Origin of the sequence: Kitasatospora sp. NPDC089509, from assembly GCF_044749365.1 — a bacterium.
Lineage (GTDB): Bacteria > Actinomycetota > Actinomycetes > Streptomycetales > Streptomycetaceae > Kitasatospora.
In genome coordinates, this window is the sequence record NZ_JBIVHS010000017.1 from 154,183 (window position 1) to 166,620 (window position 12,438).

The window sequence follows — 12,438 nt, forward strand, 5'->3', positions numbered from 1 at the left end:
AATCCCCGACGCCGGGCGATCAGTCCCGGACGCTCCACCCGCTCGCGCGCAGCGCCGCCGTGAGCCGCTTGACCGACATCGGCGCCACCGACAGCTGGACGAAGCCGACCTGCTGCCCGTCCGAGTGCTCGATCAGGACGTCCTCGATGTTGACCCCGGCCTCGCCGACCTCCCCGAACAGCCGGCCCAGCTCGCCCGGCTGGTCGCCGAGCACCACCGCGACCGTCTCGTACCGGGTCGGCGGGGCGCCGTGCTTGCCGGGGATCCGGGCCTGGCCGGTGTTGCCACGCCGCATCACCGCCTCGATGCCCTTGGCGCCGGAGCGGCGCTCGCCCTCGCCCTCCGCGGCCAAGGCGCGCAGCGCGGTGACGGTGTCGCCGAGGTCGTTGGCGACGTCCTCCAGCACGTCGGCGACCGCGCCCGCGTTGGCGGAGAGGATGTCGACCCACATCCCGGGGTTGGAGGCGGCGATCCGGGTCACGTCGCGCACACCCTGGCCGGAGAGCCTTATGGCCGTCTCGTCGGCGTGCTCCAGCCGGGCGGCGACCAGTGAGGAGACAAGCTGCGGGGCGTGCGAGACCAGGGCCACGGCCCGGTCGTGCGCGGCCGCGTCCATCACGATCGGCACCGCCCCGCACAGCGCGACCAGCTCCAGCGCGGCGTTGAGGGTGTCGGTGTCGGTGTCGGCGGTCGGGGTGAGCACCCAGGGACGGCCCTCGAACAGGTCGGCGCGGGCGGCCAGCGGCCCGGACCGCTCGCGGCCCGCCATCGGGTGACTGCCGATGTAGTGCACGGTGTCCAGGCCGAGCGCGGCGATCTCGCTGCCCGGACCGGACTTCACACTGGCCACGTCGGTGTACCAGTGCGCCAGGTTGCGGCGCTGGCAGTCCGCGAGCACCTTGCCGACCAGGGCCGGCGGGACGGCGATGATCGCCAGGTCGACCGGGCCCTCGGCCGGTTCGGTGATGCCGGCCCCGAGCGACTCGGCGGTGCGGGCGGCGTCCGGGTCCGCGTCCTCCAGATGGACGGTCAGCCCGCGGGCCGCCAGGGCCAGGGCGGCGGAGGTGCCGATCAGTCCGGTGCCGACGACGACGGCAGTGCGCATGACGGGTGGCTCTCCTCGATCACGGTTCTCGACTGGACGGTGTCCCACCGGGTCCCACTGGGTCCCGCTGGCGGTGCTCGACGGGTGCCGGTGCCGCGCCAGGTGCCGGGAGCGCGACGGGTACCGGAGTCGACCGGGAGCACCCGCGCCCATCCTCCCACCCGACGGGCCCCCGAAACCCCCGCCCCCGGCAAGCCCGTCAGCCCCCGCCGTCCCGGCTGCTCCCACCGGCACCCGCCGGCCCCGGCCGGCCGCCCGGCACCCTCCGGCAACCACGGCACCCCGTCCTCCCGTCCCCCACAGTGCACGGGCCGCGCCCGGCCCGTGGTTCACACGCCGCGCCCCGGGAAATCCGGCGACGCCCGCACCCGGGCGGGGCAGACTGGCCGCCCGGGCGGACGGCGGGGCGAGCCGCGGCACACCGGACGCGAACAAGCCGGACACGAACAAGCGGGACGCGAACGAAGGGGATGCGCATGGACGATCAGCTGGCGGACCGGCACCACGGTCACACCGGGCCGACCGAACCACCGGCCGTACCGGCCCACCCGTCGGTCCTGGACGCCGTCGTGGTGTACGCCGAGGGCGCGGTGTGCCGGCGCCGGGCCACCGTGCCGCTCCCGCCCGACGGACGGCTGCGGCTGACCGGCCTGCCCGACTCCCTGCGCGCCGACTCGCTGCGCGCCCGGGTGCTCTCCGGGCCGACCGGGACGGCGGTCGTCGAAGCCCGCCTGGAAACCCTGGTCGAACTCCATGAGCCCGACGAACTCCCGGAGCTGCGGAGGGAGTTGGAGGAGGCCATGGAGCGCCAGGGCGCGCTGAACGAACGCCACCGGCTGGTCCGGTCGGCGATCGCCGAGACCGCCGCCCTGCGTGCCGTCCCACCGCAGCGCCGTCGGGACGAGCCGCTGCGCCGCACCCCGGCCGACGCCTGGCTGGAGCTCGCCGACTTCGTCGACGAACGGCTGTCCCGCCTCCAGGAGCGCGCCGAGCAGCTCACCCGCGAGATCGAACTCGCCGACCACGAGCGCGAGTTGGCCGCCGACCGGCTGGACCGGGCGTCCACCGCCGGACGGACCGAGCCGGTCGGGACCACCGAAACCGTCCTGCTCACCCTGACCACCGAGGACCACACCGAGAACCACACCGGGGACCGCGCCCAGGACCACACCGAGGACCACGCCGAGCCGGCCGAACAGGTCGAGCTGGAGCTGGAGTACGGCGTCCCCACCGCCCGCTGGGTGCCCACCTACCGCCTCAGCCACCGCACCGGCTCCGACACCGCCCACCTGGTCCTGCGCGCCGCCGTCGCCCAGCACACCGGCGAGGACTGGACGGGCGTACGGCTCGCCCTGTCCACCGCCGACCTCGACCGCCGCACCGACCTGCCCCGGCTCGCCTCGCTGCGGATCGGCCGCAGCCAGCCCGCCCCGCCGCCCTCCGGCTGGCGCGAACCCCCGGCCGGCCTGGCCGACCTCTTCACCGGCTACGACACGGCCTACGACACGGCCGCCGCCGACCGCCCCGCCCCCCGTCACCCCGGGCACCCGGTACCCGTCGGCGCCGCCGTCCCGCCCCCGGCACCGAAGGCCCCGCACCGTCTCGCGGCCAGAGCGAGGGGCGCCCGCCCCGAGTTCCTCCCGGACGAGGCACCGCCCGCCGGCCCGTACGGCGGCGGCACGCTCGACCTCCACGAGCCGAGCGTCGAACCGGGCGCCCACGGGCCGTCCCCCACACCCCCGCCGCCCGGCTTCGCCGGCTACGGCGCCCCCCTCGCGCCCGGCGCCCCCGCCCCCACCCCGGCCCCCGTCACCGCGGCGGCCCCGATGCCGCAGGCCTTCGGCGGCTTCGCACCGGAGGAGCCGCACCGGGCCCTGCGCCGCAGCCACCACGCGCCCCCGCCGCCCACCACCGGCCCCGTCCCCGAGGCCGTCCTGCTCGACTACCCCGACCTCCGGCTGGCCGGCCCCGACGACCCGACCGGCTACCGCGGCACCCTGCGCCCCAGCCCCGAACGGATCGAGCGGATCGAGCGGATCGAGCGCGACGAACACCAGCGGTTCCAGCCCGGCGGCGACGACGGCTCCCGCCTGGCCCGGCTCACCCTCCCCCGCCACGCCGTCCCGCCCCGCGAGTCGGCCGGCTCCTTCGACCACCGCTTCGACGCCGCCGCCCGCGCCGACGTCCCCTCCGACGGCACCTGGCACACCGTCACGGTGGACGAGGTCCCGCTCGCCGTCAGCCCCGAGTACGTCACCGTCCCCGCCGTCGAGGAGAAGGTGTACGCGACCCTGGTGCTCGCCAACCGCACCGACCGCGCCGTGCTGGCCGGCCCGGTCGAGGTCACCGTGGACGACGAGTTCCTGCTCACCGCGGCCCTGCCGACGCTCGCCCCGGGCGGCACCCGGAGCCTGGGCATCGGCGTCACCGAGAGCGTCGAGGTGGCGCGCCGCACCGAGCTGCGGGAGTCCACCACCGGCATGCTGAAGGGCAACAGCACCGTGCTCGACCACCGGGTGCACGTCCGGTTGGCGAACCGGCTCGGCCGCGCCGTCACGGTCGAGGTCCGCGAGCGCGTGCCGGTCGCCTCCGACGCCGAGATCCGGATCGAGGAACACGCCGACTGGCACGCCCCCGCCACCACCGGCCCGGAAGGCCCGGGAGGCCCGGGAGGCCCTGGAGACCCGACCCACCAGGGAGGCCCGGCCCACCCGGAGCACCCCGCCGGCACCCGGCTCTGGCGGGTCGAACTGCCGCCGGGCGGCCGGGCCGAGCTGGACGGCGGCTTCCAGATCAAGATCCCGGCCGGAAAGGCCATCGTCGGCGGAAACCGGAGGAACTGACAGATGACCGATACGACCCTCCCCCTTCCCGTCACCGCCGTCACCTGCCTGGAGGACCGCGCCCACGTCGAACGCACGGTGACCGTCGAACTCGCCGCGGGCGTCCAGCGGCTGCGGCTCGGTCCGCTCACCGCCCTGGCCGTCGACCGCACCCTGCGCGCCGAGGCCACCGCCCCCGGCACCCGGGTGCTGGAGGCCCGGCTGGTGCGCACCTGGGCCCCGCGCGCCCCGCTGCCGCCCGGCCCGGAGGACTCCGCGCTGCGCCACCGGCTGCACGGCCTGGAGGTCGAGTCGCGCCTGACGGAGCAGACCCGGGCCCGGCTGGAGGCCCGCCTCGCCCTGCTCGCCCAGCTCTCCGCGGACCTGCTCCGCGAGGTCGGCGAGGGCGCCGGCGTCGGCGAGATCGAGCGCACCCGCTGGGCCCGCGAGCTGGACCGGGTGGACGCCGAACGCGAGCGCCACGGCGAGGAGCTGCGCACCACCCACTCCCGGCTGCGCCGCCTGGAGCAGGAGCGCTCCCAGGCCCTGCTGGCCCTGGACCGGGCCGAGGAGGAGCCCGCCGAGCTGCTCGCCCACCTGGAGCTCACGGTCGAGGCCGAGCGGCCCGGCCCGGTCGGCCTGACCGTCCACCACCTGGTGCCCTGCGCCCTGTGGCGCCCCTCCTACCGCGCCGTCCTGGACGGCGGCAGCCTGCGGCTGGAGTCCGAGGCGGTGGTCTGGCAGCGCACCGGCGAGGACTGGACCGGCACCCGGCTGACCTTCTCCACCGCCCGCTCGGCCCTCGCCACCGACCCGCCGGCGCTCACCGAGGACCGGCTGACCCTGCGCGAGCGCACCGACGAGGAACGCCGCACGGTCGAGGTCGAGCTGCGCGAGGAGCGGATCGGCACCCTCGGCCCGGACGCCGCCGTCCCCGGCCTGGACGACGGCGGCGAGGTGCGGGTGCTGTCCGCCCCCGTCCCGGCCACCGTCCCGTCCGACGGCCGGGCGCACCGGGTCCCGCTGGGCGCCTTCACCGGCCCGGCGAGCAGCGAGTACGCCTGCGCCCCCGAGCTGTCCCCGCTGGTCACCCGGGTGGTCCGGTTCCGCAACGCGGCCGGGCACCCGCTGCTGGCCGGCCCGGTCGAGCTGGTGCGCGGCAGCGGCTTCACCGGCCGCGGCGAGCTGCGGTTCACCGCGGCGGGCGCCGACGCCGAGCTGTCCTTCGGCAGTACGGACGACTACCGGGTGGTCCGCGAGGCCGAGGAGCAGCGGAGCACCGCCGCGCTGAGCGGTCGGCAGACCACCACCCGCACCGTCCGGCTGCACCTGTCCCGCTTCTCCGGCCCGGAGGAGCACGACGAGCAGCTGGTCACGGTGCGCGAGCGGGTGCCGGTCTCCGAGGTCGCGGCGGTCGAGGTGCGGCTGCGCAAGGAGCAGTGCTCCCCGGCGCCGGACTCCTTCGACGCCGAGGGCATCGTCCGCTGGGACGTGCCGCTCGGCCCGGGCGCCCGGCGCAGCCTCACCCTGGTGTACGAGGTCGCCGCCTCGGCCAAGGTGGCCGGGCTGTGACGCAGCAGGGCTCGTGACGACCGCTCAGGACCGGAAAGCGGGTACAAAAGGAACATGATCCTCCACCTCGCCCCCCTGGACGACTGGCTGGCCGACCCGGGCCGCCCGTACGCCACCGCGTCGCTGCTCACCGACGGGTTCATCCACTGCTCCGCGGACGAGCAGACGGCGCTCGCGGTGGCCAACGCCTTCTTCGCCGACACCCCGGACCCGCTGATGGTGCTGCTGATCGAGGAGTCACTGGTGGAGCCGATGGTCAAGTGGGAGGCCGCCCACGGCGCCCCGCCGGCCGGCGCCACCCCCGGCGTGCTGTTCCCGCACATCTACGGGCGGCTGAACCGCACCGCCGTGGTCGGCCTGGAGAAGGTCGAGCGCGGCCCGGACGGCCGCTGGGTCTCACTCAGCCCCTGGAGCTGAGCGCCCGGCACCGTCCCCGGTGCCGAGCGCTCGCAGCCGTCCGCGCCGCAGCCGTCCCCGCTACAGCCGCCTCCGCTACAGCCACCCCCGCTCCCGGGCCGCCATCCCGGCCTGGAAGCGGGTGGTGGCGCCCAACGAGCGCATCAGGGCCTGCAGCCGCCGCTGGGTGGTCCGGGCACTCCAGCCCAGCGAGCGGGCGATCGACTCGTCGGTCAGCCCGGCCGCCAGCAGGCCGAGCAGCTTGCGGTGGTCGGCCTCCGGCTCCGGCGACGCGTCCCCGGTGCCGATCGCGGCCTGCAGCTGCACGGCCCGTTCCCACTCCGCCTCGAACAGCGTGTCCAGCGCCTGGAGCAGCGCCGAGGGGTGGATCACGTAGGCCGCGTCCAGCACGCTGTCGCCGACGCTGATCGGAATGATCGCCATCCGGTCGTCCGAGATGATCATCTTCATCGGCAGCGTCGGCCTCACCCGCGCCTCCTCGCCGTCCGCCACGCCGACCAGGATGTTCTTCTCCAGCCGTCCGGGCCAGGCCACCGCCTCCCGGTCGTAGACGGTCCGGAACCTCAGCCCCTCCCGCAGCCGCCGCCGCTGCAGCGGCATCCCCGCCACCGGGTCCTGGATGTACGGCGGGCGGTCGAAGCCGCGCACCTGGTACTGGCTGGACTCGGTGATGTGCTCCAGCCGCTGGGCGATCGCCTCGCCGCCGGTCAGCACCTCCACCGAGTGCGCCGGGTCGGTGTAGCGCGAGGCCTCCCGGAAGGCGTCCATCAGCCGGTGCATCTCGGCCCGGGCGTGCCGCAGTTCGGACTCCCGGTGGCCGATCAGGGTCCCGATCGCCACGTCCGGGGCGACCGGCAGGTAGCGCTCCCGGTCCACCGGCGCCCGGGTCGCCATCCCCTGCTGCGCCAGCCGGTCCAGCGCGCGCACGCTCTGCTGGAACGTCAGGCCGCAGCTCTCCGCCAGTTCCTGCGCGGTGGACTGCGGACTGGCGACCAGCGCCGCGTACACCTGCCCGTCCGGCTCGGCCAGTCCCAACGGGCCGAGCGCGTGTCCGGCGGACCGCCCCAGTGCTGCATCGGACACGACGCCGTCTCCCCCTGTTCGCCGCGGACCACCACTCCGGCGCCCGTCCTGGCGCAGTCCCGCCATCCGGCGGGGCGGTGGTCCGGTGGCCATCCTCGGCCACGGATCATGGCGCTGACAAGGCCGTGACCAGCGCTTGCGTCCCGGCTCACACCCACGCGAAAGGGTCCCCCGCCACCACGGGCGGGGGACCCTCCGACGAACGACCGGTGTGGACCCGGGTCCTACAGGCCGACCTCACGCATCAGCTGGCCGACCTCGGGGTTGGTCAGCCGGCGCAGCCAGCCGGACTTCTGGTCGCCGAGCGCGATCGGACCGAAGTGGGTGCGCACCAGCTTCTCGACCGGGAAGCCGACCTCGGACAGCATCCGGCGGACGATGTGCTTGCGACCCTCGTGCAGGGTCACCTCGACCAGGTAGTTCTTGCCGACGTTGGAGATCACCTTGAAGCTGTCAGCGCGCGCGTAGCCGTCCTCCAGCTCCACGCCCTGGGCCAGCTGCTTGCCCAGGTCCCGCGGGATCGGGCCCTGGATGGCGGCCAGGTAGGTCTTGGTCACGCCGTACTTGGGGTGGGTGAGGCGGTGGGCCAGCTCGCCGTGGTTGGTGAGCAGGATGATGCCCTCGGTCTCGGTGTCCAGCCGACCGACGTGGAACAGCCGGGTCTCCCGGTTGGTCACGTAGTCGCCCAGGCACTGGCGCCCGTCCGGGTCCTCCATGGTGGAGACCACGCCGGCCGGCTTGTTGAGCGCGAAGAACAGGTAGGACTGGGTGGCGACGGTCAGGCCGTCCACCTTGATCTCGTCCTTCTCCGGGTCGACCCGCTTGCCCTGCTCGGTGACCTGCTTGCCGTTGACCGAGACCCGACCCTGCTCGATCAGCTCCTCGCAGGCGCGCCGGCTGCCGACACCGGCCCGGGCCAGCACCTTCTGCAGGCGCTCGCCCTCGGGCTCGCCGAAGGTCTTGGGCAGCTTGACGGCCGGCTTGTCGTGCCGGGCCAGCACGGCGTCCTCGATCTTGGCCTGCAGCTCGCGCGAGCGCTGCGGCTGGCGGCGCGGGTCGCCCGGGGCACCCTGGCCCTCCCGGCGCGGACGCGGGGCCGGGCCGGGGCGCCGACCGGCGAAGCCGCCGCGGGCCGGGGTGGCGTTCGGACCGCCGCCGAACTCGGGGCGGTCGTACTTGCGCTCCTCGGGCCGCAGCGGGCGGTCCGGGAAGCGGCGGTCGTCGCGCCGGTCGTCCCGGCGGCCGCCGTCACGGCCGTACGAACCGCCGTCCCGCCCGTAGGAGCCGCCGCGCGAGCCGGAGCCCGAACCGCCGCCGTACGAACCACCGCGACCGCCACCGCTCCCGCTGCCGCCGCCGTACGAACCACCGCGACCGCCGCCACTGCCGCTGCCGCCGCCGTACGAACCACCGCGCGAGCCGGAGCCCGAACCGCCGCCGTACGAACCACCACGGCCGCCACCGCTGCCGCTGCCGCCGCCGTACGAGCGGCCGCGCGAGCCGGAGCCCGAACCGCCGTAGGAGCCGCCCCGGCCCCCGCCCTGTCCGCCGCGCCCGCTGCCGCCGCCGCTGCTGTTCCTGCCGTTGCCACTGCTACGCATCAAAGTGTCCGTACGTCGTTCCGTCTGGGATGTGCGGTCGTTTCGGCCGACCTCACCTCCCCCTACCGATCGGGCGTTGCCCGGTCGGCCTCGCCACTGCCGTCCGCGGCCTGCGCGGCAGCGGCGGCGACCGCCTCCGCGATCATCGTGCCCTCCAGGGACTCCGCTTCCACGTCGTCGACCTCGGGCAGGAAGGGAGCGAGCTCCGGCAGCTCGTCCAAGCCGCGGAGCCCCATCCGTTCCAGGAAGTAGTTCGTCGTCCGATACAGGATCGCACCTGTTTCGGGCTCGGATCCGGCCTCTTCCACCAGTCCTCGCTGTACCAGGGTACGCATCACGCCGTCACAGTTCACACCGCGGACGGCGGAGACCCGCGATCTGGACACCGGCTGCCGGTAGGCGACCACCGCCAGGGTCTCCAGCGCGGCCTGGGTCAGCCGGGCCTGCTGGCCGTCCAGCAGGAAGCGGTCGACGGCCCCGGAGCAGGTCTCCCGGCTGTAGAACCGCCAGCCGCCGGCCACCAGCCGCAGGTCGAAACCGCGCCCCTGGGCGGCGTACTCGGCGGCCAGCTCGCGCAGCGCCCCGGCCACCTCGGCCCGCGGCCGCTCCAGCACCGCGGCCAGCCGCTCCTCGCCGACCGGCTCGTCGACGACCATCAGGACCGCCTCCAGCTCGGCCTTCAGCCCCGGCCCGACGGGCTCCGGCGCACCGGACGTCGACGGGGCCGACTTCTGGTGCACCACCCGCGGCCCGCCGTCCCCCGGCTCCGGCACCGCCGGCACCGCCACCTGCTCCGGCTCCGGCTCCGGCTCCGGCTCCGGCAGCAGCGCGAAGACCGGCTCCAGCCACTCCTCGGCCCGCGGCCGCCCCGGCAGCCCGAGCGGGCGCCGCACCGGGCGCCCGCCGTCGTTCCCGCCACTCATCGCCGCCCGTCCTCCTCCTGGGGCCGCCCGGTCTCTCCCGCCGGCCGGTCGAACTCGTCCGTCACCTCGACCGCGCCGCGGCCCTCCTCGGCCACCCAGCGCACCCGCAGCTCGCCGAGCGCCTCCGGCTGGTCGAAGGCGAGCACCCGCTCGCGGTACAGCTCCAGCAGCGCCAGGAAGCGGGCGACCACCACCAGGGTGTCCGGCGCGTCCGCGACCAGCTGCTGGAACGAGGCCTCGCCGAGTCCGCCGAGCAGCCCGACCACCAGCGCGGCCTGCTCCCGCACGCTCACCGGCGGGGTGTGGATGTGGTCCACGTACACCACCGGTTTCGGCCTGGGCTCCATCGCCTTGGCCGCCAGCTGCGCCAGCCGCTCCGCCCCGACGGTGATGACCACCTCGGGCAGCAGCTCCGCGTGCCGCGGTTCCAGCCCGACGGCCCGGGGCCGGCGCAGCAGCTCGGCCGCCCAGCGCTCGCCGAACAGCGCCGCCGCCCGCTTGTAGGCCCGGTACTGCAACAACCGCGCGAACAGCAGGTCACGCGCCTCCAGCAGGGCCAGGTCGGCCTCGTCCTCCACTTCCGCCACCGGCAGCAGCCGGGCGGCCTTGAGGTCGAGCAGGGTGGCGGCCACCACCAGGAACTCGGTCGCCGCGTCCAGGTCCCAGTCCGGGCCCATCGCCCGGATGTGCGCCAGGAACTCGTCCGTCACGGTGGCCAGCGCCACTTCGGTGACGTCCAGCTTGTGCTTGGCGATCAGGCCGAGCAGCAGGTCGAAGGGACCTTCGAAGTTGTCCAGCCGTACCCGGAAGCCGCCCCGGGACTCCTCCTCGGGGGCGTTCACGGGGGCGTTCACGGCGCTGACGGCTGGTTTCGCGGCGCTGGCGGCGGGTTTCACGGTGCTCGGCATGACGTTCCATCTTCACCCGCCCGCACCGGCCGTCCCGTCCGGGGGCCGCCGACACGCCGCCCGGCCCGGCCGGCGTCCCCGGCACCCCGGAAGGCCCCCCGGCCGACGGGAACCGGCCCTTCCCCGCCCCGGAGCCCGGCAGCGGCCTCCCCGGCCGCCACGGCCCCCGCGGGGCCGTCCTACCGGCCGCGCAGCCGCCGGACCAGGATCGAGGCCTCACCGCGCTGCTCCAGGTCGGCCAGGACGACCGCGATGGCCTCCCGGACGATCCGCCCGCGGTCCACGGCCAGGCCGTGCTCACCGCGCAGCACCAGCCGGGTGTGCTCCAGGTCCATGAGCTCCTCGGCGGACACGTACACGGTGATCTTCTCGTCGTGCCGCTCGCGCCCGCTCGGGCGGCGCGGCGCGCGGCCGCGCGGCCGGGCGCGCCCGGCGGCTCCGGCCTGCTCCTCGGCGGCCCCCGTGTGGGTGCGGCCCGCCGGGGCGGCGCCCGGCGCGGCCCCCTGGGCCCCGGCCGCCCGCTGGAGGGGCGGCTGCGCGGGCGCGGGCACCGCGGCGGTGGACTGCTGCTCCTGCGGCACCTGCCGGTCGTCCTGGCCGCCCCGGGGGGCCTCGGCGCCCTCGGCGCCGTCCGTGCCGTTGACGGTCCGCGCGGTCTCCGGTCTGGATGCCTCGGCGGCCGGACGCGGCGCGAGGGACGGCGACAGCGCCATCCCGCCGGTGGTCCGGAACAGCTCGTCGGCACCCGGGAGACTCACTCGGCGGGGCGGCACCGGTCGAGCACCTCCCTGGCGAGCTGGCGGTAGGCGGCGGCACCGACCGAGTTGGTCGCGTACGTCGTGATCGGCTCGCCGGCGACGGTGGTCTCCGGGAAGCGCACGGTCCGCCCGATGACGGTGTGGAAGACGTGCTCGCCGAACGCCTCGACGACCCGCGCCAGCACCTCACGGCTGTGCACGGTGCGCGAGTCGTACATGGTCGCGAGGATGCCGTCCAGGCGCAGCTCGGGGTTGAGCCGCTCGCACACCTTCTCGATGGTCTCGGTCAGCAGCGCGACACCGCGCAGCGCGAAGAACTCGCACTCCAGCGGGACGATCACGCTGTGAGCGGCCGTCAGCGCATTGACCGTCAGCAGGCCCAGCGAGGGCTGGCAGTCGATGATGACGTAGTCGTAGTCCGGCAGCAGCGGCTTCAGGGCGCGCGCCAGCGCGGACTCCCGGGCCACCTCGCTGACCAGCTGCACCTCGGCGGCCGAGAGGTCGATGTTGGAGGGCAGCAGGTCCATGCCCGGGACCGCCGTCTTCAGCAGCACCTCATCGGCCGTCAGTCCCCGCTCCATGAGCAGGTTGTAGACGGTGACGTCGAGCTCCATCGGGTTGACGCCGAGGCCGACCGAGAGCGCGCCCTGCGGGTCGAAGTCGACGAGCAGCACCCGGCGGCCGTACTCGGCCAGTGCCGCGCCCAGGTTGATGGTCGACGTGGTCTTGCCGACGCCGCCCTTCTGGTTGCACATGGCGATGATCTGGGCGGGTCCGTGCTCGGCGACCGGCGCCGGGATCGGGAAGTACGGCAGCGGCCGGCCGGTCGGGCCGACCCGCTCGCGGCGCTGGCGCGCGGCGTCGGGGGCCAGCGTGGCGGCGTACTCCGGGTCCGGCTCGTACTCGGCGTCCGGGTCGTCGTAGGCGCCGTAGGCGAACTCGCCGTAGGCCAGGCCGTAGGCCGCCAAATCGGCGTCGTGATCGGTCACCGTGGTCACCTGTGCTGTGTTCTGGCGTGCTTCGAAGGTACGGAGTGCGACCGAGCCGACCTCGGCCGAGCCCACGGAGGGCTGCCGGGCCCCGGGCTCCTCACTCGGCTGGCCGGCGGTGAGCTCCGCCAGTCCTGGCTGACCACCCCCGGGAGCAATTGTCGACTCATTCACAAGTCGTCTTACCTCCTTGGGCATCCAGGACTCTATGTCGATTCGTCAGCGTGGCAGCATGCCGACGGTTTGCGACTCTAGGCCGT

General features: G+C 75.3%; 10 protein-coding genes. 3 read left to right on the plus strand and 7 right to left on the minus strand.

Features of this window, described 5'->3' with window-relative positions; all coding sequences use genetic code 11:
* Positions 1–19: 19 nt before the first annotated feature.
* Positions 20–1,105, minus strand: a complete 1,086-nt coding sequence (locus tag ACIP4P_RS30025; RefSeq protein WP_400923788.1) for a prephenate dehydrogenase — start codon at positions 1,103–1,105, stop codon at positions 20–22.
* A gap of 476 nt (positions 1,106–1,581) precedes the next feature.
* On the opposite strand from ACIP4P_RS30025, the gene ACIP4P_RS30030 reads away from it, so the two are divergent.
* Genes ACIP4P_RS30030 through ACIP4P_RS30040 form a run of 3 tightly spaced genes read left to right on the plus strand, consistent with a single transcriptional unit; the run spans position 1,582 to position 5,916 of the window.
* The gene (locus tag ACIP4P_RS30030; RefSeq protein WP_400923790.1) at positions 1,582–3,948 is read left to right on the plus strand and encodes a DUF4139 domain-containing protein; all 2,367 of its coding nucleotides are present in this window, start codon (positions 1,582–1,584) and stop codon (positions 3,946–3,948) included.
* Positions 3,949–3,951: 3 nt separating this feature from the next.
* Complete coding sequence (locus ACIP4P_RS30035) at positions 3,952–5,499, plus strand: DUF4139 domain-containing protein (RefSeq protein WP_400923792.1); 1,548 nt, start codon at positions 3,952–3,954, stop codon at positions 5,497–5,499.
* 54 nt (positions 5,500–5,553) lie between these two features.
* A complete protein-coding gene (locus tag ACIP4P_RS30040; RefSeq protein ID WP_350516302.1) occupies positions 5,554–5,916 on the plus strand; it encodes a DUF952 domain-containing protein in 363 nt (120 codons plus the stop codon).
* A gap of 75 nt (positions 5,917–5,991) precedes the next feature.
* Here the strand turns inward: ACIP4P_RS30040 and ACIP4P_RS30045 are convergent, their stop codons facing one another.
* The 6 genes from ACIP4P_RS30045 to ACIP4P_RS30070 form a co-directional block, all read right to left on the minus strand.
* Positions 5,992–6,999, minus strand: a complete 1,008-nt coding sequence (locus ACIP4P_RS30045; RefSeq protein WP_350516303.1) for a helix-turn-helix domain-containing protein — start codon at positions 6,997–6,999, stop codon at positions 5,992–5,994.
* Between the two features lie 224 nt (positions 7,000–7,223).
* Complete coding sequence (locus ACIP4P_RS30050; protein WP_400923795.1) at positions 7,224–8,600, minus strand: pseudouridine synthase; 1,377 nt, start codon at positions 8,598–8,600, stop codon at positions 7,224–7,226.
* A gap of 62 nt (positions 8,601–8,662) precedes the next feature.
* On the minus strand, positions 8,663–9,256 hold the full coding sequence (locus tag ACIP4P_RS30055) for an SMC-Scp complex subunit ScpB (RefSeq protein WP_350516326.1): 594 nt from the start codon (positions 9,254–9,256) through the stop codon (positions 8,663–8,665).
* A 263-nt stretch (positions 9,257–9,519) separates the two neighbouring features.
* Positions 9,520–10,431 (minus strand): segregation and condensation protein A, encoded by a 912-nt coding sequence (locus tag ACIP4P_RS30060; RefSeq protein ID WP_400923797.1) that lies wholly within the window; start codon positions 10,429–10,431, stop codon positions 9,520–9,522.
* A 179-nt stretch (positions 10,432–10,610) separates the two neighbouring features.
* Positions 10,611–11,144: a hypothetical protein gene (locus ACIP4P_RS30065; RefSeq protein ID WP_400923832.1), complete on the minus strand. Its 534-nt coding sequence runs from the start codon at positions 11,142–11,144 to the stop codon at positions 10,611–10,613.
* Positions 11,145–11,185: 41 nt separating this feature from the next.
* A complete protein-coding gene (locus ACIP4P_RS30070; protein WP_030245868.1) occupies positions 11,186–12,253 on the minus strand; it encodes a ParA family protein in 1,068 nt (355 codons plus the stop codon).
* Between the last annotated feature and the right edge of the window lie 185 nt (positions 12,254–12,438).

Excerpts from the sequence above, each read along its gene's own strand:
- ACIP4P_RS30040 (WP_350516302.1), top strand. The coding sequence starts at position 5,554 with ATGATCCTCCACCTCGCCCCCCTGGACGACTGGCTGGCCGACCCGGGC.
- ACIP4P_RS30050 (WP_400923795.1), bottom strand. The coding sequence starts at position 8,600 with ATGCGTAGCAGTGGCAACGGCAGGAACAGCAGCGGCGGCGGCAGCGGG.
- ACIP4P_RS30030 (WP_400923790.1), top strand. The coding sequence starts at position 1,582 with ATGGACGATCAGCTGGCGGACCGGCACCACGGTCACACCGGGCCGACC.
- ACIP4P_RS30065 (WP_400923832.1), bottom strand. The coding sequence starts at position 11,144 with ATGGCGCTGTCGCCGTCCCTCGCGCCGCGTCCGGCCGCCGAGGCATCC.
- ACIP4P_RS30025 (WP_400923788.1), bottom strand. The coding sequence starts at position 1,105 with ATGCGCACTGCCGTCGTCGTCGGCACCGGACTGATCGGCACCTCCGCC.
- ACIP4P_RS30035 (WP_400923792.1), top strand. The coding sequence starts at position 3,952 with ATGACCGATACGACCCTCCCCCTTCCCGTCACCGCCGTCACCTGCCTG.
- ACIP4P_RS30060 (WP_400923797.1), bottom strand. The coding sequence starts at position 10,431 with ATGCCGAGCACCGTGAAACCCGCCGCCAGCGCCGCGAAACCAGCCGTC.
- ACIP4P_RS30055 (WP_350516326.1), bottom strand. The coding sequence starts at position 9,256 with ATGGTCGTCGACGAGCCGGTCGGCGAGGAGCGGCTGGCCGCGGTGCTG.